The organism is Pseudoalteromonas sp. MM1, assembly GCF_030296835.1.
Classification (GTDB): domain Bacteria; phylum Pseudomonadota; class Gammaproteobacteria; order Enterobacterales; family Alteromonadaceae; genus Pseudoalteromonas.
Map to the genome: position 1 here is coordinate 2,656,995 of NZ_AP027922.1, position 20,987 is coordinate 2,677,981.

20 protein-coding genes are annotated in these 20,987 nt (G+C 41.1%); 3 read left to right on the top strand and 17 right to left on the bottom strand.

Going from position 1 to position 20,987, the window contains the following annotated elements:
- Positions 1–119 precede the first annotated feature (119 nt).
- A complete protein-coding gene (locus tag QUE46_RS12120; RefSeq protein WP_286244958.1) occupies positions 120–707 on the top strand; it encodes a DNA-3-methyladenine glycosylase I in 588 nt (195 codons plus the stop codon).
- A gap of 95 nt (positions 708–802) precedes the next feature.
- Here QUE46_RS12120 and QUE46_RS12125 read toward each other — a convergent pair whose 3' ends face one another.
- Positions 803–2,239: a sigma-54-dependent Fis family transcriptional regulator gene (locus QUE46_RS12125; RefSeq protein ID WP_286244959.1), complete on the bottom strand. Its 1,437-nt coding sequence runs from the start codon at positions 2,237–2,239 to the stop codon at positions 803–805.
- Positions 2,240–2,597: 358 nt separating this feature from the next.
- On the opposite strand from QUE46_RS12125, the gene fliS reads away from it, so the two are divergent.
- Both fliS and QUE46_RS12135 read left to right on the top strand, forming a co-directional pair.
- Positions 2,598–2,999 (top strand): flagellar export chaperone FliS, encoded by a 402-nt coding sequence (fliS, locus tag QUE46_RS12130; protein WP_024032327.1) that lies wholly within the window; start codon positions 2,598–2,600, stop codon positions 2,997–2,999.
- A gap of 4 nt (positions 3,000–3,003) precedes the next feature.
- The gene (locus tag QUE46_RS12135; RefSeq protein WP_286244960.1) at positions 3,004–3,300 is read left to right on the top strand and encodes a hypothetical protein; all 297 of its coding nucleotides are present in this window, start codon (positions 3,004–3,006) and stop codon (positions 3,298–3,300) included.
- Positions 3,301–3,406: 106 nt separating this feature from the next.
- On the opposite strand, the gene fliD is transcribed toward QUE46_RS12135, so the two are convergent.
- The 16 genes from fliD to QUE46_RS12215 all read right to left on the bottom strand — a co-directional run bounded on the left by fliD (position 3,407) and on the right by QUE46_RS12215 (position 20,979).
- Positions 3,407–4,813, bottom strand: a complete 1,407-nt coding sequence (gene fliD, locus QUE46_RS12140) for a flagellar filament capping protein FliD (protein ID WP_286244961.1) — start codon at positions 4,811–4,813, stop codon at positions 3,407–3,409.
- Positions 4,814–4,869: 56 nt separating this feature from the next.
- Complete coding sequence (locus QUE46_RS12145; RefSeq protein ID WP_286244962.1) at positions 4,870–5,304, bottom strand: flagellar protein FlaG; 435 nt, start codon at positions 5,302–5,304, stop codon at positions 4,870–4,872.
- A 165-nt stretch (positions 5,305–5,469) separates the two neighbouring features.
- Complete coding sequence (locus QUE46_RS12150; RefSeq protein ID WP_286244963.1) at positions 5,470–6,984, bottom strand: flagellin; 1,515 nt, start codon at positions 6,982–6,984, stop codon at positions 5,470–5,472.
- A gap of 309 nt (positions 6,985–7,293) precedes the next feature.
- Positions 7,294–8,799, bottom strand: coding sequence for a flagellin (locus tag QUE46_RS12155; RefSeq protein ID WP_286244964.1), 1,506 nt, complete (start codon positions 8,797–8,799; stop codon positions 7,294–7,296).
- Positions 8,800–9,074: 275 nt separating this feature from the next.
- A complete protein-coding gene (gene flgL / locus QUE46_RS12160; protein WP_286244965.1) occupies positions 9,075–10,343 on the bottom strand; it encodes a flagellar hook-associated protein FlgL in 1,269 nt (422 codons plus the stop codon).
- Positions 10,344–10,345: 2 nt separating this feature from the next.
- Positions 10,346–12,352 carry a flagellar hook-associated protein FlgK gene (flgK, locus tag QUE46_RS12165; RefSeq protein ID WP_286244966.1) on the bottom strand — a complete coding sequence of 669 codons (2,007 nt, stop codon included), beginning with the start codon at positions 12,350–12,352 and terminating at the stop codon, positions 10,346–10,348.
- Between the two features lies 1 nt (position 12,353).
- A complete protein-coding gene (gene flgJ / locus QUE46_RS12170; RefSeq protein WP_286244967.1) occupies positions 12,354–13,370 on the bottom strand; it encodes a flagellar assembly peptidoglycan hydrolase FlgJ in 1,017 nt (338 codons plus the stop codon).
- Positions 13,371–13,496: 126 nt separating this feature from the next.
- Positions 13,497–14,591, bottom strand: coding sequence for a flagellar basal body P-ring protein FlgI (locus QUE46_RS12175; protein WP_286244968.1), 1,095 nt, complete (start codon positions 14,589–14,591; stop codon positions 13,497–13,499).
- An 11-nt stretch (positions 14,592–14,602) separates the two neighbouring features.
- The gene (gene flgH / locus QUE46_RS12180; protein WP_286244969.1) at positions 14,603–15,286 is read right to left on the bottom strand and encodes a flagellar basal body L-ring protein FlgH; all 684 of its coding nucleotides are present in this window, start codon (positions 15,284–15,286) and stop codon (positions 14,603–14,605) included.
- Positions 15,287–15,306: 20 nt separating this feature from the next.
- Entirely contained in the window at positions 15,307–16,095 is a 789-nt protein-coding gene (gene flgG, locus QUE46_RS12185) for a flagellar basal-body rod protein FlgG (protein ID WP_004588020.1), read from the bottom strand.
- A gap of 21 nt (positions 16,096–16,116) precedes the next feature.
- On the bottom strand, positions 16,117–16,860 hold the full coding sequence (locus QUE46_RS12190) for a flagellar basal body rod protein FlgF (protein WP_286244970.1): 744 nt from the start codon (positions 16,858–16,860) through the stop codon (positions 16,117–16,119).
- Positions 16,861–17,036: 176 nt separating this feature from the next.
- Positions 17,037–18,407, bottom strand: a complete 1,371-nt coding sequence (gene flgE / locus QUE46_RS12195) for a flagellar hook protein FlgE (RefSeq protein WP_286244971.1) — start codon at positions 18,405–18,407, stop codon at positions 17,037–17,039.
- Between the two features lie 59 nt (positions 18,408–18,466).
- On the bottom strand, positions 18,467–19,147 hold the full coding sequence (locus QUE46_RS12200; RefSeq protein ID WP_286244972.1) for a flagellar hook assembly protein FlgD: 681 nt from the start codon (positions 19,145–19,147) through the stop codon (positions 18,467–18,469).
- Positions 19,148–19,160: 13 nt separating this feature from the next.
- A complete protein-coding gene (flgC, locus tag QUE46_RS12205; protein WP_004588016.1) occupies positions 19,161–19,592 on the bottom strand; it encodes a flagellar basal body rod protein FlgC in 432 nt (143 codons plus the stop codon).
- Between the two features lie 5 nt (positions 19,593–19,597).
- Positions 19,598–20,005 (bottom strand): flagellar basal body rod protein FlgB, encoded by a 408-nt coding sequence (gene flgB, locus QUE46_RS12210; RefSeq protein ID WP_286244973.1) that lies wholly within the window; start codon positions 20,003–20,005, stop codon positions 19,598–19,600.
- 143 nt (positions 20,006–20,148) lie between these two features.
- On the bottom strand, positions 20,149–20,979 hold the full coding sequence (locus tag QUE46_RS12215) for a protein-glutamate O-methyltransferase CheR (RefSeq protein WP_286244974.1): 831 nt from the start codon (positions 20,977–20,979) through the stop codon (positions 20,149–20,151).
- Between the last annotated feature and the right edge of the window lie 8 nt (positions 20,980–20,987).

A 20,987-nucleotide genomic window follows, 5' to 3' on the forward strand; every position in this document is an offset into this window, starting at 1 on the left:
AATGATGTAGATACAGGGCTAAATGCACAATTTATACCAATATTATTTTATATATTTTTCATTTAGTTATCATACAATAACGCGTAACAAAAAAATGACGCACACTAAAAGGAATAACAATGAGTGAGCAAAGTAAATGCCGTTGTGCATGGCTCGACACCACAAAGCCTGATTATGTGAAATACCATGATGAAGAATGGGGAGTGCCACTTTATGACGACACGAAATTATTTGAATTTATCACGCTAGAATCGGCACAAGCGGGCTTAAGTTGGTACACTATTTTAAAAAAGCGCGCTGGCTATAAAAAAGCATTTGCTAATTTTAATGTGCAAAAAGTGGCTAACTTTACAGCCGATGATATAGAACGGCTAATGCAAGATGAGAGCATAGTGCGTAACCGCTTAAAAATTGCTGCCACAGTTAATAATGCTCAGCGTTTTATCGAAGTACAAAAAGAATTTGGCAGTTTTAGCCATTACCAATGGCAATTTGTGGGCAATAAACCAATTATTAATAATGTAAATAGTGTTGAAGACGCCCCTACAATGACCGAGGAATCAAAAGCGTTTGCAAAAGATTTAAAAAAGCGAGGCTTCAAGTTTTTAGGGCCCACAACAGTGTATGCACACATGCAGGCCTGCGGTATGGTAAACGATCATGGTAATGATTGTTTTAGAAGAGCCGAGATAATTAAAAGTTATTAGCTGTAAGCTGTAAGCTGTGAGATGTGAGCTGTAAGCAAAAGATTAAAACAGCCAAACTCGGTAATTCATAATGGTTCGGCACTTGCTACGCTTGGCTAATCTCGCGATAGATTGTACTTTTTCATTTTTTCGACAAGCGTTGTACGCCTTACACCTAATATTTCTGCAGCGCGAGCAACAACGTAATCAAAACGCTCTAACGCTTGAGTAATTAAGCTTATTTCAAGCTCTGCTAAATAATCTTTAAGTTCAATACCCTCTTCGGGTAATACGCCAGATCCTGGTTGGCTAAATTCAGGCTCTGGTTCATTATCATAATCGCTAAAACCTGAACTAAAAATGTCGTTAAAGGCATCTTTTTCAAGTAGCTCTTCAGGGTATTCAGGCTCGTAGGCATCGACCTCAATATAGCGGTATTTATTAGGTAAATCGGGAACATCAACCACCTTTTCAGGGAACATAATCACCATGCGTTCCACTAAATTAGCAAGCTCTCGGATATTACCAGGCCAAGCATGTTCTTTGAGGCTCTCAACCGCGCGCTCTGTAAATTTAGCCGACGTACCACTTTGCTCATTCACACGGCGCATTAACTCTTTAAGTAATAAAGGTATGTCGTCAGCACGCTCATTAAGAGACGGGTTTTCAATAGGAAACACATTTAAACGGTAATATAAATCTTCCCTAAAGCTGCCCTTTTCAATCATTTCCTCAAGGTTACGGTGGGTAGCTGCAATCACTCGTACATCTGCTTGAATCGCTTTAGTGCCGCCTACACGCTCGTAGCTGCGCTCTTGTAATACGCGAAGTAGCTTAACTTGCATTTGCAGTGGCATATCACCAATTTCATCTAAAAACAGCGTACCGCCTTGCGCTAATTCAAACCGCCCTTTACGTGCAGAAATAGCGCCGGTAAACGCCCCTTTTTCATGGCCGAATAACTCGCTTTCAAGAAGCTCTCCTGGAATGGCACCACAGTTTACTGGTACAAATGGCCCAGTATTGCGTTTAGACAATAAATGTACATTACGCGCAACTACCTCTTTACCCGTACCCGATTCACCTAAAATAAGCACGTTTGCATCGGTTTTAGCCACTTGCTCAATTAAAAAGCGTACGTTTTTAACCGCGTCTGTTTCCCCTACTAAACCATCAAATGTTTTGTGTGATTTATGCTGCTTGTGACTACCAGGCAACATACGTTGGTACTGTTGGCAGTCGTGTAAAAGCTGTGTAGTTACTTCGTGATTAAACGGCTCACAAATTAGTCCTACCACATTTGCAATACTTAATAATGGCTTGAGTGTTTCACCAATCAGTAAAAAAGGCAGGGTTGGGTAGCGCTTGATTAAGCTTTCATGATCTAAGCTTTGCAATGCACCTAATATAACAATGCATTCTTGCTGTTGATACTTACTGCATACTTCTTCAAAGCCATTTTCATCAAGCAACTGCACAGCTTCCCCAATAAAGGTAAGCGATGCATTCAATCCTATTGCACGGTTATTATTATTATCTAAAATCAAGATCATAGTTAGCGAGCCATAATTTCACTAATTTATTATATTAGCTAAATTGTAAGCGAGATCTGAATGGATGCAAGTAATAGCGGCGGTTTTTTGACATAAACGCCAAAAAACAGACAGTACGTTAAAAACAATAATACTTAATGATTAAAACTTAAGTATTGTTTTGTTATTTAATACTTAAAGCTAATGCCATGCATTGTTTTTTACTTAGTGCATAAAATTACTTTAGTCAAAAATATAAACTATAATTAACTTAAGTTGAAAGCAACGATGCCGATAACTAAATAAACGCAATATGCTTGGCATTAATATTGCTTTTGTTTCGTATAGACGATTTCACATATTTATTTAGGACTTTTCCATGGCTCATGTTTCATTAAAAAAATATTCTCAAGTGCGTGCCAGCAACATTGCAGAAATGGCACCCTATGAGCAAATTAACCTTATTTTTAGTAACATAATTGGCCGCTTAGCTGCTACTAAAGGGTTTATTGAGCGCAAAGAAATAGAAAAAAAAGGCGAAAACATCTCTGCCTGTATTTTACTCTTGGGTGCATTACAAGACGCGCTTAATTTAGAAGTGGAACAAGACCCGAGTATATCAAATAATTTATTAGCGCTTTATGACTACTGCCAAAGGCGCTTGGTGCAAGCAAATGTTGACAATGACATTGAGATTATTTCTGAAGTAGCTGGCATTATTAAAGAAATAAAAGAAGGTTGGGATAGCATTCCTGTCGATCAGCGTACTCCTGCGGTATAAGCTTATGGCTTTAAAAGAAACAAGCAAAGCTGAGCATATTAATCAATTGCTCAGCAAAATTGAAGTATTAGTGCAAAGCAATGAAGCTGATGAAGCCACTCCTATTATGGATACTTTAAATAGTGAGCTTAAGCGCTGGTGCGAAAGCGATAACCCGCCTACCGCCGAGCAACTTATGGTTGTGCAAGCCAATATCAACAACATTAGCAAACAAGCAAATGCTGTAAAAAATGAATCATCTAAAGCCATAATTAAGCAAAAAAAAACAGGTAAAGCAATCTCGGCTTATAAATCGGTTTAGCTACCTCTAGCAGCTTTTAAACTTACTAAGCACCTTAAAGGTAATATTTAGACATAAAAAAACCGTTTTTAAACGGTTTTTTTATGTTCATAATTAATATGGAAAATTAAGAATTATTACTCACCACACCAGGCATATTTTCAAGCTGCGCTTGCACGTAACTACTTGTAGAGTTTAAGCTCGCTACCAATAAATCCATGGCGTTGTATTGAGCATATAATCGAGAAGATAACGATTCCATTTTACTTGTCAGGCTTTCACGCTGCTCATCAATATCTTCTAATTGGTTTGTTTTACTGTCGATACGGTTTTGGATAATGCCGTCAGAGTCGGTATAAAAACTCATTAACTCATCAAACGATTGGGCAAAGCCACCCTCGTCATCGTCACTGCCTACAAAAAACTGCTGTACTAAGTCGACATCTTCATCAATTTTTTCATTCAAAGTCTCGGTATTAAGCGTCAATACTCCATAACGATCGGCTTCAACACCTAACTGTGAAAGTGATAATGAGTTGCCATTGCCTAAATCTACTGAGTCGGTAATCTGCTCTCGCAATTTAGACATTACACCGCGTAGTAACGAATCACCGGCCATTACACCCGCCCCATCTTCACTCGAAGCGCCTAAGTTGTTACTCAGCTCAAGTAATTCGTTATAACTAGAAATAAAATTGTTTAATCCTGTTTTTATGTTGTTGTTATTTTCTGTAATCGAAATTTTACTTAAATCGTCATCAGCATCCTGTGCTTTTTTTGCCGTAATTGTTATGCCATCTATTACATCGGTAAAGGTATTTGAAGAGCTGCTTACTGTGAGCGAGCCATCGATAGTAATTGATGCATCGGTTGCAGCAATAATTTCAGAGGCGTTTTGAACACCAGCAGAATCAAAGGCTAAACGAGACAATCCATTAGTGTCGGTGTTATTACCATCAGTATCGGTTACCTCTACTTTAATCTCGTTCTCAAGGCCGCTATTTTTGGCAGAAAGTACTAAATGTTGGCCGGTATCATCGGTAATTATTGTTGCGTTTATGCTGTCGTTATCACTGCTGTCGTTAATTGCATCTCTTATTTCACTTAAAGTAGCGGTATCTGATACTTCAATATCAAAACTATTCTCGCCGGAGCTGAATGTCATAGTACCTTCACCCACTGCAGCGTCAGCGTCAAATGCTTCTGATAGTATTTTATGCTCTGTAGCAAGGTTATTAACCTTTACAGAATAACCACCTGGTTGAGCGTCTTCATCAGCACTGATAGAGACAAAATCATCATTGCCTGATGTACTACGTTTTTGATAGTTATCAGCGTCACCCAGCGCTTCCATTGCTGTTTGTACTTGCTGTAGCGCAGACTTTAAAGCACCTACAGCAGAAATATCAGTAGTTAGAGTACTTTCTTGAGTGTTTAAACGAGCCTCAGCTGGAGCCTGCTCAGCATTAACTAATGCATCAACTATGTCTGATACCGCTAAACCAGAGCCTAAACCATTAAACGAAATAGACATACTTCACCTCTTTAAACCCAAAAAACTTAACTAATAATATATCAACAGTACGGCGGCTACACCGTTTGGTCGATTAAAATACCTGCAGACTCAGATAGTTTAGACACTAAACTTAATACTTCTTCCGAAGGGTATTGCTTAATTACATCACCACTTGTTTTATCAAGTATTTTAATTACATCACGGCCTGAGTCTTCATCAACCTGAAATTGCAGAGTACGGTTCATCTCACCCATAAACTCTTGCAATTGCTGCGCCACTTTTTCAAGCTGCTCTCGTTCAAGCTGTTGGTTTTGCGAACTATTAGTCTCAGTTCCTTGTTGTGCGTATTGGTTACTTAACTGGTTTTGTGAGCCTTGTTCATCCATTTTATTTACGTCATCAACAGCGCGCTGAGTCAATGTTGATCCACTCTGCCCTACTTGTTTATCTTCACCAGTTAAAGATGTTGATGCTATCGTAACTTCTGCGTTTGAAGTAATGGTGTTCATAACGCCTCCTAATATTGCCGAACTTGTATAATTATTAGACTAACAATAGCTTAATTTATACCCTTAAACCACAAAAGGAGGTAGCTAAAGCCACCTCCTTGTTTTAAAACTAATACTGACTTTATGTACTAGCTAGCTATTCATTAAGCTATAACGTTTTACTTATTAACCTAATAAGCTAAGTGCTGTTTGTGGTAGCTGATTCGCTTGCGATAAGATTGATGTACCTGCTTGTTGCAAGATTTGGTTTTTAGTCATCTCTGCTGTTTCAGTTGCAAAGTCTGTATCTTGGATACGGCTACGTGATGCAGATACGTTTTCTTCAATGTTAGCAAGGTTACTAATAGTGTGGTCAAAACGGTTTTGAACCGCACCTAAACCAGCTCGTTGAGCATCGATGTTAGCAATTGCGTTATCGATAATTGCTAGTGCATCTTGTGAACCTGATTGAGTAGTGATGTCAACTTGATCCACATCTGTCAAAGTACTTGTTACAGCAGTTGTGCTTTGAGCCATTGTTGTAACAGCTGTTTGAGCCGTAAATGTTTCTGAAGAGTTCAATTGAATTGCGCCAGCTACCACTGTAGAGTCTGCAGTACCACCACTAACAACACTAATTGGCGTGTCGTGATCTACGCCATCATAGCTCTGTGACGTTAATGTCAAAGATGCTGTTGTAGATACAGTACCATCAGCCGCAACACTTTGATAATCTTGAAGATTTATATCTTCACCTAAATCATTTGTGAAGGTTAGTTCACCGTTTTCTAATGATGCAGTTACACCGTGCTCATCTGTACCAGAGTTAACCGCCTCAGCTAGAGACTGTAAATCATCTGCAGCAACCCCTGTTGTGCCGAAAGAAACTTTTTCGTCATTCAAAGAAAAACTAACCGTTTCACCAGCAGTAGCAACAGCAAACTCAACACCAGCGGAAGTTCGCGCTTGAGCTGTTACACCTGTATTACTTGTGTACTGATTTATTGCCGCAGCAGATTCTTTTGCACTAGCACCAGCTGCAATTGTTACAGTCGAAGATGTATCACCACGACCATCGATTACAATATCACCACCAGCCACACCATTACCACCTGATGTATCGGCAGCAGCTGTTGTTGCAGCACCAAAACCGCCAGCAGCACCATCGGCAGCTTGAAGATTTACTTGATTAGAACCAATGTCAGCTGCAGCAACACTTGATAACGAAACATTAATAGTTTCATTTGAATTAGCACCAATTTGGAATGATTTAGAGCCAAAGCTGCCATCTAGAAGCTGTTGACCACCAAATGAAGTTGTATCAGCGATACGCGTTAGCTCTGTTTGGAGTGCACTTACTTCTTTTTGAAGTGATGCTCGGTCTTCTGTTGAGTTTGATCCGTTAGCAGATTGTAGCGCTAGCTCACGCATACGTTGTAAAATGCTTGTAGACTCGCTCATTGCACCTTCAGCGGTTTGTGCCATTGAGATACCATCGTTAGCGTTACGTTGTGCTACTGCTAAACCATTTACTTGTGATGTTAAACGGTTTGAAATTTGTAGGCCTGCCGCATCATCTTTTGCGCTGTTAATGCGCATACCTGATGATAAACGCTCCATTGACGTTGCAAGGTCAGAGCCTGAAGTCGAAAGGTTACGCTGGGCGTTTAATGAAGATACATTTGTATTTACTGAAATCATAATAAAACTCCTGATTACTTTCGTAATGTGACTGTTTAGATTTAACCAAGAGCTGTCACAATTGTATGTTCAAGCTCTGTACTGGTTAAGTTAACGGCAGGAGAAAATTTATCTTTAGCGTTATTTTGATTTATTTTTAAAGTTATTAATAAAATAAACCTAAACAACTAATTTTAAAGGAAATAATAAATTCACTTCCCCCTAAAAAAGTTTTTAATTCACGTACAGCGTGCTACTTTTCGTCCAAAAACAAAAAAGCACACCTATCAAGGTGTGCTTTTTTATCAGTTTTATTAATAGCGTTTATTACTAACCACCTAACAAGCTAATCGCAGCCTGTGGTACTTGATTTGCCTGCGAAAGGATTGATGTACCTGCCTGCTGCAGTATTTGGTTTTTAGTCATCTCTGCTGTTTCCGTTGCAAAATCGGTGTCTTGAATACGGCTACGCGATGCGGTTACATTTTCTTCAATGTTTGCAAGGTTGTTAATTGTAAAGCTAAAGCGGTTTTGTACCGCACCTAATCCCGCACGCTGCTCATCAATATTGGCAATGGCATTATCAATTATTGAAAGCGCATCTTGAGAGCCTTTTTGAGTAGTAACATCAATATCAGCTGCATTTTCAAGTTTACTGGTGGTCTCATTAGTAGTCGCAGCTAAAGATGTATCATCTGCAGTAGCAGTAAACACTTCTGCAGAATTAAGCTGAATACTTCCCATTACTCGTGTTGAGTCTGTACCAGTACCACTGGTAAGTGTTACTGCGGTATCTGGGTTCCCATCATATGAAGCTGCGGTAACAGCTAAAGTAGCAGCAACCGGCGTACCTGTAGCATCAGTCGTTTCAAAATCTTCGATTACTACATCTTCACCTTGATTATTAGAGATAGTTAGCACGCCATTTTCAATTACAGCTGTAACGCCATGCTCATCTGTACGCGCATTTATCGCTTCAGCCATTGCTTGCTCATCGCTGTCTACATTAGCAGTGGCCACAAACGATACTTTTTCGCCATTTAGTTCAAAGCTTACTATTTCATCGGCAACGGTAGCTGCACCACCAATATCAAGAACCGCTTCAGTACGCGCTTGAGCAGTAACGCCGGTAGTCCCCGTCATTTGGTTAATTTTAGCTGCGGCATCTTTTGCTGTGGTACCTGCTTCAATATTTATAACTGAGTCATCACGACCTGAAATCGTATATGTACCCGCAGCGACTGAGTTTGCAGGTGCAGTAGCGCCAGCCGCAGCAGCAGTACCAAAGCCTGTATTTGCAACACCTTGTAAATTTAATTGGTTAGAGCCAATTTTTTCAGCAGCAACGCTTGAAAGTGATACATTAATTGTTTCGTTAGCATTAGCGCCTACTTGGAAAGTTTTACTACCGTAACTACCATCTAGTAACTGTTGACCACCGAATGAGGTGGTTTCTGCAATACGGGTTAGCTCAACCTGAAGTGCTGATACTTCTTTTTGCAGTGCTTCACGGTCTTCGGCAGAGTTTGAACCATTAGCCGCTTGCAGGGCAAGCTCGCGCATACGTTGAAGTATGTTGGTCGACTCACTCATCGCACCTTCAGCGGTTTGCGCCATTGAAATACCATCGTTGGCATTACGTTGAGCCACTGATAAACCATTTATTTGTGAGGTTAAACGGTTTGAAATTTGTAAGCCCGCCGCATCATCTTTTGCGCTATTAATACGCATACCTGATGATAAACGTTCCATTGACGTTGCTAGGCCTTCGCCAGATTTTGTTAAGTTTCGCTGTGCGTTCAATGACGACACATTAGTATTTACTGTTAATGCCATTTGACCATCTCCTAGGTTTAAACAGAGTGTGGTTCAACACGTTTTAACAGGAACCACTATTCGATAATTTCTAATTATTAGAAAAGCATTTACTGTGCCAACTTTGAAATATATTTAAAACCTTGTTTTTAAACAATTTTATTTGAAGCATCATAGAGTTAACGAAGCGTTAAATGTTTAGGTATTAAAGTGACAAATTATTGCCACGCTGATGAGGGAGGTTTTTGCCGCTTTGTATTAACTAAAGCGGCAAGATATTTCTGCTTATAATCTGTTTATAAGTAATCAAATAAAGAAAGGTTTGTTAAACGGCCAAATGTAGCCTGTGAGGCTTGCAGTGCGGTTTCTTGTTTAGTGAGGTCACTAATAGCTTCTGCCATATCTACTTCTACTAGATCAGAAAGGTTGCTTTTGTTTTGAATATCTTGCGCAAGATTTGAGTCGCTTACGCTTTCAACCGCATTCATACGCCCGCCTAAGCTCGCTTGCGTATACACAACTTGCTCACTTGCATTTTGAAGCTGTACTACACCATCGGCTAACACTTGCTGAAAATCATCGTTTTCTAGTGTGCCATCATTTAACCCCGTAATGAGCGATTGTAATGTATTAAGCACATTTTCTTTGTGCGGCTTTTCGAGGGTAAAATCTAGTTGGCCTGGTGCTGCGCCTTCAAATTCGATTTTCATCCCTGCAAAATCGATTGGCTCATCCGTTATCTCGCCTACTTGTGCGGGGTTCAGCGACACGCCGTCACGCAAAATTTCATAAGTATCAGGGTCGTTGGCGGTAGCGCCTGGTGTTATTACCACATTATATGTGTTCGCTGTTGCCGCTGCGGTTGGATCTGCATTGTAATTATCTTGATGGAAACGGTCGAACTCTGTTTGACCATCGACATAAACCGTGCCCGCTGTAATATTATTTGCAGGCGTAGTTACTGGGATAGCAGCTTGATTATCAGTAACATCTAACCTTGCATCACTTTTCTCGAACGTATCAAAACCGTTATCGCTTGATTTAATACTCACGCCTTCAGCAATAGTTATAACATGCTGGCCTTGATCCCCATTGTAGGTGTACTCACCTGTTGTAGAGTCAAATTGATAGGGTTGGGTGCTGTCTTGGTAGCCTGAAAATATAAACTTACCGTCTTCTGAGCGGGTATTCATTAAATTAACGAGTGTTTTTTGTATTTCACTCAGCTCTGCCGCGATTGACTCTAAATCATCTTGAGTATAAACACCATTGCCCGCTTGAATAGCTAGCTCTTGAGCTTGTTGAATATTGGTATTTATACTTTGTAAGATGGTTTCTTCGGTTTCAAGGCGGCCAGTTAATTGGTCAATATTTTTAGTATATTGCTCATTTGTTTGTATTTTATTTGAATACAGCATCCCTTGTGAAATAGCAGCAGGCGCTTCTGAGGTCGTTAAGTATTTTTTACCTGTTGTTACTTGCTCTTGTGCATTAGCAACACTTTGTTGATTATCGAGTATTTTATTAATGTTGTTTTGATACATTAAGTTATTTGATAAACGCATAATTACCTCGCCGCACTTAATAAGGTGTCAAAAACTTCTTGGGCAGCAGCCAATACTTGAGCTGATGCCGAATATGATTGTTGAAAACGTAATAAATTGGCAGCTTCTTCATCAAGGTTTACACCCGAGAGCGACTCATACCACGCTTCAGATTGCTCTGCTAACGCATTAAATGCGCTGGCACTGGTAATGGCTTGACCAGTTACTACGCCAATATCACTGACTAAACCAGAATAGGCTTGATTAAATGTGTCGTGATTGTCGGCAGTGGCTGTTGTCACTACATTTTTACGCACTAATTCGCCATTTTGTAAATCAGCGAGTTTTAAACCATTGCGGTTATCGTCAAAGCCGCCTTCGTTAAATTCAAGGGTAAAGGTGTCTCCGGTAGCTGGCGTGCCTTCAATGTCAAAATCAAAACCATAGTTGCTATAAGGAGCGCCAGCCTGAGCCAGTACGCCCTCTGCTGGAGGCGTTATTGTAAACGTAGTGGTGCCATTTGCATCTGTAATTTGATATTCGTTTGCAGTGCCTGTTTTTACTAGGGTGATATCGCCATTGGCTAAACCTGGGGTAGTGTTAAAGCCACCCGAGGTAACACTTGTTACTTCTCCGGCTGAAATAGACGCTGTACCTACATTATCTATACTGTTAGCTGTACGAATAGGCGATGCCAGTGCTAAGTCTTCACCGCGGCTTGTCGCAAGGGAAATACTGGTTGCGGCTTCTGAGTTAAGTTTAATTTGAAACTGATCACCGGTATTACCTGTACCTGCTACATTAATTTGTAAACCAAACGACTCCCCACTCGTAATGTCATCTGAGTCAATAACACCAGATGGCGGTATCGTCGCTAAAGAAGCGCTACCTATCGGCTCTCCTTTATTATCTATAGGCTGAATGCTCACTTCATTTGCATTAGCGGTATAAGTAACAATAAAGTCGCTGGCAGGCAGTTCACTGCCTTTACCGGCCTCAAGCGTGGCAGTTAAACTGGCGCCGCCGGTATTAGCCTGGTATGCATAAGCGCCCACGGTAGGTATGGTAAAAATATCACCGCCTAGCTCACCGTTAGCATCCATACCCAATTTATTTTGCTCGTTGAACGCATCTGCAATTGCCAATCCCATTTGGCCAATCTGATTTTGTGCAGGCACAAGTATGTCGTCTCTAAATGCGAGTAAGCCGCCAATTTTGCCTTTTAATTTAGTTGCATCTATTTCTAGCGGCACAGCTTTGCCGCCATTAACGTCAAGCGTCAATTCTTTAAAATTAGGATCCGGGTCGCCCGACAGCGAAAACAAGTTAAATGTACCGTTTTCCATAACTAAAGATTCACCGCTCCCCATAAATACGAGTTTTTCGCCGTTAGGGCCATCGAGTGTTTCTATATCTACAAGCTCTGATAATTCACGAATAGCTAAGTCGCGCTGGTTATAAATAGAGCTTGCGTCAGAGGCGTTATTTGTACCATTTACGACTGCAATTTCTTGGTTTAACGTATTTATATTTTGTATGAGCGAATTGGCTTCTTCAGAAAAAATTTCAAGCTGTTCGTTCACAATACCTTGCTGCTCAAGCACAATGCCTGAGAGCCTATCCATTTGATCAACTAAACTTTGCGCGTCGGTCATTACGAGTGAGCGAGCAACTGATGAAGACGGCTGATTTAGCGCCTCTTGCACGTTATTAAATAATGAATTTATGCCCGTTGATAAGTTATTAGATTCTTCTGAAAAAATAGTATCAACACGGTTGGCTTCTGTGACAAATTGATCAAAAAACGATTTATTTGACGTGTCGCGGTTTAACTGCGACTGGGCAAACTCATTTAAAAGCCTATATGTTTCGCCGCGCCCTACTTGGTTATCTACCATCGTAGTAAATTCAGTGCGCTCACGAACGTAGCCTTCTGTATTTACATTGGTGATGTTTTTACTGGTCGTTTGCAACAGCTCAGAGCTTGAGCGTACCCCAGCACTGGCAATATTTAATAAACTAAACGACATATTACTTCACTCCTTTGGCAAACGCGCTTGTTGCAATATTTTTAAGCTCACTGCTATTTAGCACTTTTTTTATTTTACTCGCGTAATTAGGGTCTGTTGCATAGCCTGCTTTTTGTAGCGAATCTAAAAATTCATTTGGCTGTGCTGTTTTTTGTAATGCTTCTTCGTAACGTGGGTTTTGCGTTAGAAAATCGACAAAGTCGTTCACGCTTTCTTTTATAGAATCGTAAGCTCTAAAACTTGCTTGCTTTTTAACAGGCGTACCTTGCTCAAATTCAAGCGTAACTTTACTTGCTTTATCACCATCCCAACTTCTATCTGATTTAATATTGAACAGGTTATTTGAGCTATTCCCGTCGCTTTTATTAATTATGTGCTTGCCCCAACCAGTCTCAAGAGCCGCTTGGGCGACCATTACAGCAGGATTTAAACCAATTTTTTCGGCCGCTGCTTTAGCATGCTCCCACACGGAACTCACAAACTCTTCAGCATTATTAAACGACGACTGCTGTGTAGGCTGTGTTGTGGTTTTAGTTTGTGTTGCTTCACTGCTGGCTACTAAGTCATCTTTATTTACTTGCTTTATACTGTGCACTTTTTCGTGCGGCAGCTCAGAGCCTGCGCGTTTATCGCTCATAAAGTCGTTGGTTGTTCTTAAAACTGAACCAGGCATAAAATTCTCAGCCTCTGGTGAGAGCTGCTGAACGATTAAATCAGCCAAACCCAAAGACCCATTTGATGAAAGCTCAGAAGAAAGTTGCTGATCGTGCATTTCTTCAAAAAACTTTACGCCGCTAGAGTTAAACGGACTGTCTTCATCTTCAAATGCTTCGTTGGCTTTACGCATCCCTTTTAACAGCATTTGTGTAAAAATAGCTTCAAATTGTGCTGCTGCTTTTTTTAGCGCTGCTTTAGAGGCATCTGTAGATGCATCACCGCTGTTTAAAGCGTCTTGACGTAAAGTATTAAGATTACTTAAATCAAAAAAGTTTTGCTTATCGAGGTGATTTGTTTCCATCAGCTTTTTGACACAAAAATGAATAATGTTTTAGAAAATGCAAAAATTGAGCCAAAGGTATTTTTAAAGGAAGGTTCTATTAAAAAAGCTCGGCTACATTACTGGAATACCGAGCTTTTAATAATTTTAGATAACAACAAGTTGTCCGTTAATTGCACCTGCTTCTTTTAGAGCTTCTAAAATAGCCATTAGATCGCCAGGTGCTGCACCTACTTCGTTTATTGCACGTACTAAGTCATCTAAACTTACACCGGGGTTAAATACAAACGCACGAGAATCATCTTGATTAACATCAATAATACTTTGCTGTGTAACAACGGTTTCGCCTTCTGCTAATGGGTTAGGCTGCGTCACATTTTGCTGCTCAGCAATAGTAACTGTTAGGCCGCCGTGGGTTATTGCCGCAGGCTGTAACTTCACATTTTTGCCAATAACAATCGTGCCCGTACGTGAATTGACAATAATTTTGGCTGAGGTGTCAGCAGGCTTAAACTCTAGGTTTTCAAGCGTTGATAAATAAGACACCCGTTGCGATGCATCACGTGGCGCAATAACGCGTACTGAGGCAGCGTCAATAGCTTGTGCACTATTAGGGCCTACCAAATTGTTAATTGTTGTTTCTAGGCGTTTTGCCGTTGTAAAGTCTGGGCGGTTTAAGTTAAACGTAATGTAGTCGCCTTGCATAAAAGGGCTCTTAACTTCTCGCTCAACAGTGGCTCCGTTAGGTACGCGGCCAACTGTCGGGGTATTAATAACCACTTTACTGCCATCAAGCCCTTGAGCGCCTAAGCCACCTACAATTAAGCTACCTTGTGCTATGGCGTATACGTTACCATCAACCCCTTTTAAGAAGGTTTGCAACAACGTACCACCACGTAAACTGCCTGCGCTACCAATAGAAGAAACCGTAATATCGATTGTTTGACCAGGTTTTCTAAACGGCGGCAGCTCAGCATGGACTGCCACTGCAGCTACATTTTTAATTTTAGGGCTTTGTGTTGAAGGCAGCGTAATACCAAAGCTGTTTAACATGCCTCTAAAACTTTGTTGTGTGTAAGAGTTTTGCTCCCCTGTACCAGGTAGCCCCACCACTAAACCATAGCCTACTAACTGGTTGGCCCGTACACCTTCAACCATAGAGACATCTTTTATACGCTCAGCGCTGGCAGAAAATTGCCAGCCTAGCAGTATGATTAAAATAATCGCTTTAATGCTTTTCATACTACTATCCTCTAAAACGGAAATAATGAGCTACTAAAGAAGCGGGTTAGCCACCCTGGGCTTTGCGCTTCTTGTGTTTGCCCTTTGCCTGAGTATTGAATACGGGCATTGGCAATTCTATTCGACTCAACCGTGTTATCGGCGCTCACATCTTGCGGACGCACCAGGCCTTCGAGCCTAATAAACTCCTCGCCGGTGTTAAGTGTTAGCCATTTTTCACCACGGATAACTAAGTTGCCATTGGGTAAAACGCGCATAACATTCACAGAAATATCGCCCACTAAACTGTTTGACTGATTTGATTTAGAATCTCCAGTGAATGATGAATCACTACCAATGCCAAACTGGATACTGTCGCCACCTATATTGACAGGTAAACCTCCTAACCCGATAACGGGGTCTAGGCTGGCTTCGGTTTCTTTATCAGTTTCGGTTTTAGCGGCTTTTGTAGCTTGTGTTGACTCTTCAAGCTTAACGGTGATGATATCGCCTGTTCTAAGTGCTTTTTTGTCTGAGTACAAATCATTAAATGTATTGGTGTTAAACAACGAGCCCGTTGCAACAACAGGCTCTGCTACAGGCTCTGGGTACATGGGTGCGTAGTATGGGTCATCTTGAACCACTTCACTATTTTGCGTAGAAACACAGCCAGTTAAAAATAAGCTGCCTGCTGCAAATAAAATAACATTACGCATAACTATCCCCTTGTGCACGGTTATAACTGTTGATTGATGTAGCTCATCATTTCGTCAACGGCCGAGATTACTTTTGAGTTCATTTCGTACACACGTTGAGTTTCGATAAGGTTTACCAACTCTTCCGTTACATTAACGTTTGATGTTTCAAGCGAGCCCTGAATAATAGTACCTAAGCCCTCTACACCCGGATTGCCTTGTACAGGCGCACCACTAACAGCGGTTTCGGTGTAAAGGTTTTGACCAATTGGCTCAAGACCCGATGGATTAATAAAGTCACTAATTGTTAGCTGGCCAATCACCACATTATCGGCTTGCCCTGCTACACGTACAGATACCTCGCCATCTTGCGAAACAGTGATTGATTGCGCATCATCCGGTACGTTCATTTCGGGCTGAACCACAAAACCCGCACCTGAGGTAACAATGCGGCCGTCTTCATCGGTAGTAAATTGCCCATTACGTGAATAAGCAATATTGCCATCAGGCTGCAACACTTCAAAAAAACCTTCGCCAGAGATCATCCAGTCGAGTGAGTTTTCGGTGGTGAGCATATTACCTTGCGTAAACTCTTTTTGGTTAGCAACTACTTTTGCACCAGCACCTAGCATTAAGCCAGACGGCAACTCAGTATCTTGTGAAGAACGCCCGCCAGGTTGGTTGATGTTTTGATACAATAAATCTTCAAAAATAGCGCGGCTTTTTTTGTAACCTACGGTACTGGCATTCGCCAAGTTATTTGAAATAACTGAAATATCAGTTTGTTGAGCGTCTAGCCCTGTTTTACTTATCCACAATGCAGGATTCATAAGTATGCCCTCATTTTAAAGTTAAACTATGCGCATCAACTGATCTTGACGTTCGTCAATCTCTTCAGCTGTTTTCATTAGTTTTACTTGTAACTCAAATTGACGTTGGTGGTTGATCATATCGACCATTTCGTGAACTGGATTAACGTTAGACATTTCCAGTGCACCACTTAACACTTTTACATTTGCAGAAGTATCGACGGCTTGCCCAAGTACTGGTCTAAATAAGCCATCGTTGCCTTTTTCAAGCTGCCTGCTGTTTCCTTCAACAACACGTAGCGTATCTACTTCTTCTAAAAAATTGGCTGGTGCGCCTTGGGGGCGAACCTGTATGGCACCATCTTCACTAAAGCTTATTTTTTCAATAGGAACAGGTAGAATTACGGGGCCACCTTCGCCAATAACTTGACGACCGTGGCTCGTTACTAACATGCCTTGAGCAGTAATGTTCAGCGTACCTACTTTTGTGTATGCTTCATTTCCTGAGTCATCTTGAACGGCAAGCCAGGCGTTATCGCTCATGGCAATATCTAAATCTCGCCCTGTTTCGATTATGCCGCCAGAGGTCATGTTAGAACCTGGTCGCTCTTGCATTGAAAACACGCGTGTTGGTAAGCCCTCGCCAAATGCTTGCATAGAGCGCGCTTGTGCAAAGTCAGCTTTAAAGCCTGTGGTGTTTGCGTTTGCCAAATTATTGGCTTTAAGTGCAAGCCCTTGTAGGCTTTGCTTAGCGCCAGAGGCTGCAATGTAGACCATTTTGTCCATAACATCGACTCACATAAAAAATCTCTGAGTTGATAAATGCAAAATAGATGCCAGATTAAATTTGACGCAATATTAGGAAGGTGGTGAGCGGTTCAGCTCCGCTAATTTTAGCCACTCAGCTACAAAAAAGGCTGCAAAAATGCAGCCTTAGAATTTTAACCAAAAATAAGATTAACTTATCGAATCTGCAAAATACTTTGCTGAATTGTTGAGTTAACTTCAAGCGCTCGTGAGTTTGCTTGGTAGTTGCGTTGAGCGGTAATCAAATCAACTAATTCGTTTGTTAAGTTGGTATTTGATTGCTCAAGCGCAGATGAGTTAATACTACCAAAAGTACCCGAGCCTGCTTCACCGGCTACTGGCTCACCAGAGTCAATACTTTGCTTCCAACTGGTATCACCTACTTGTGATAAGCCTTGAGAGTTTGGAAAGCGTACCATAGCAACTTGGCCTAAGTAGGTTGAATCACCATTACTGTAAGAGGCGACAATTTTACCATCTGTGCCAATATCAATACCCGCTAAACGACCCACTGTAGAGCCATCTTGGTCAAGTGCTTTTACTTCAAAACCACTTGAATACTGAGTAGGAATACGCCCTGCGGTATTGTTTTCATCGCGCCAGTTTAGCTCAATCCCTGTACTTGGGAAGGTTGCGCCGTTATCAAGCATTGACGATAAACCAGTACCTGCACCTGCCGGTAAATTAATTTCATCAAATGTAGTCGCGTTAGTATTTGCTACACCACCCGTTGTGGCAGGTAAACCGCTAGAATCAAAACCAAGTGTAGTAATCGGTGTATATGGCGTAGTTGTTTGCTCTGCACCAGATGCACCGTCTATTACCTTGCCATCAAGTGTGGCGTAGACTTCCCAGCTATTATCAGTACCACCGGAGGCAGCATCTTCTTCTTTTACAAAAAAGTATTGCAGAATATGTGGTTCACCTAATGAGTCATAAACTGTTGTAGACGTTGATGAGTTATAGGTGCCATTAGATGTCGGATCAAAATCGAGGCCTGTTGCATCAGCTGTTGCATCTAAGTTAAACGATAAAAATACGTTCTCTGTAGCGCGAGGTGAACCAGACGAGTCAGGAATTTGAATCGGGTTTGTAGTACTTAAACTAACTGATGTGGTATCACCTGTAGATGAGTCTACTGGAAAGGCTTGTAAATAATTGCCTTTAGCATCAACCATAAAGTTATCTTGGTTAAGCTTAAATGCACCTGCACGAGTATAGGTTAAATCTTGCGACGAAATATCATCGGTCATTGCAAAATACCCTTCGCCAGTAATCGCTAAGTCTAATGAGTTATTAGTAAATTGCAGTGACCCTTGATGAAATTGCTGTGCAACCATGGTTGTTTGCACACCATCACCATTTTTAGTTTTGCCTGCGCTAAACACAGATGCAGCGTAAACATCAGCAAATTCAGCACGCGATTCTTTAAAACCTGTGGTATTTACATTGGCAATGTTATTTGCCGTCACGTCTAAATCTTTTTGTGCGGCTGCTAGGCCTGTAAGTGCAATATTAAAGCTCATAATTCACCTCTAACTTTTGATCTAATAGCCTGCTAGCAGGCGAAATACTTTTTAATTGGTTATGCGATCTCTGCGACATCTGTCAACCTAACCGCGCCTTCTTTGGTGTTAATAATAATGCCACTAGAGCCATTGATATTAACGCTTTCAATGTTTTTGAATGTAGCCACCGGTAAGCTTGAAAACTCACCATTGGTGCTGCCCTCTGCAGTAATGGTGTATTCACCCTCTGGTAGGCGCTCACCGGATTCATTATTACCATCCCAGCTAAAGCGCACTGCACCCGCTGCTTGCGAACCCATATCGATAGTTCTAACCAGTTGGCCAGAAGCATCTGTGACTTTAATTTTTAAATTATCAACGGCTTCTTCAGCAACCGCAGACCCTTTTGCTTCGCCGCTTTCGCCAAGCTCAAGCGTATTAGATTCTAAAAGCGCTTGCTTACCAACCAGCGTTGATGCTTGTAAGGCAGAGTTTGAGGTCATTGACGAGGCAAGTGACTCAAAGTTTGTGTTTAAATCTGTGATGCCTTGCGCCATAGTAAAATTAGTCATTTGCGCAATCATCTGATCGTTATCAGCCGGATTACTCGGATCTTGATACGATAGCTGCTGAGTTAGCAACGAGAAAAAATCTTCTTGCGTTAAGGCATCACTCTCTCCATCGCTGGTAGCAACTTGTTGTTCTTGCCAGCGTAGTGAGTCCAAATAAGTTGAACTGCTACTAATATCGTTACTCATAACCTACCCTCGGTTATCGCTGCCCAAGTAACAGCGTTTTGCTTAACATTTGCTTAGCTGCATCAGCAACTTGCACGTTTGTTTGATAAGAGCGAGAAGCAGAGATCATATTTGCCATCTCCTCAACAACATTAACGTTGGGTTTATAGATATAGCCATTTTCATCCGCACTTGGGTGATTAGGGTTATATTCAATTTGTAGTGGCTTGTTACTCTCAACAATTCCCAGCACTTTAACACCAACAGCGGAGCCCTGAGGGTTGCTAGCTGAGGCAGACGCTTTAGTCAGCTCGGCAGCAAATACAGGTTGGCGTGCTCGGTAAGTTTTATCTTGGGATGAACTAATTGTATTAGCATTCGAAATATTACTTGCGGTAGTATTTAAGCGCACATTTTGCGCACTCATACCACTACCTGAAATATCAAAAACGTTATATAAACTCATAATTATTACCCTTGACTACCGAGCGCTTTATTCAGGCCCTTAAATTTACTACTTAAAAATTGCAGGCTTGCCTGATACTCCATCGCATTTTGTGTATACAAGTTTCGTTCCACCTGTATATCAACCGAGTTACCATCGCCTGTATCTCCTTGATTTGGTGTGCGAAATAATTCTGCCCCACCTACACTGCGAGTACCGCCAGTAATATGTTTTTCATTGGTAGTAACCATGCTATTGCCGCTTTGCTGAGTTGACCTTGCCGCTTTTAATGCAGAAGCAAAGTCGATATCTTTTGCTTTATAGCCAGGCGTATCAGCATTCGCTATATTTGTGGCAAGTACTTCTGCCCGCTGTGAGCGGATCAACATTGCATGCGGGTGCACACCTAATGCTTTATCAAAACTGATAGCCATAACGTTCTCCAAAAAATTGACTTACCTAAGTTAAAGCAATTAATAAGCCAGTAGTTTTGTGTTACGCTATTTTTTATAGGGGCTTGTTATATAAATGAAAAAACGACGTTTAAACGTCGTTTTTAATGGGAAGGAAGGGCAAATTATTTTTTTTGGTAGATGATCCCAGGGTTACAACGAACCATCTCAAACTCATTACTTAAGCCAGTCATTGACTCTGAGGCACCCAAAAATAAATATCCTTTTGGGTTTAGTGCTTGGGCAAACTGGCTAATGATTTTTGCTTTCACCTCAGGTGAAAAATATATAAGTACATTGCGGCAAAAAATAATATCAAATTTGCCCATTAAGGCATAAGAATCAAGCAGGTTTAAATGCCTAAAGCTCACCTGCTTTCTGACTGAGTCGACAACTTTTGCCATACCGTTGCCGCTATCCATAAAGAACTTTTTACGGCGCTCTGCTGATAGGCCTCGTGCTAATGCCAACGCATCATATTCAGCGTTTTTACACATATCGAGCATTGTATTGGAAATATCAGTACCAATAATTTGTGCCCCCATACGCAGTACGCTCGGTTGCTGTGCCTGAAACTCAGCCACAGACATGGCAATAGAATAAGGCTCTTGGCCTGAAGAGCTGGCCGCTGACCAAATTTTTAATGGCCTACGGAGGTCTTTAAACTCTGGAAACAATTTATTTTTTAAAAGCTCAAAAGGATATTGATCCCTAAACCATAAAGTTTCATTAGTGGTCATGGCATCGACTACAGCGGCTCTAAGTTGCCGCTCATGGGGGGCAAGCGTTTTAGTCACTAATTGTGATAAAGATTCGACATTAAAACGAGCCATAAGCGGAGCAAGCCTACTTTTTACTAAATATTGCTTGTTTTCCCCTAACACAATACCACATTGCTGCTCTAAAAATGAGCGAAATTGATCGTAGTCACTTTGCTGCAAATCTTTACTATTCAAATTACTAA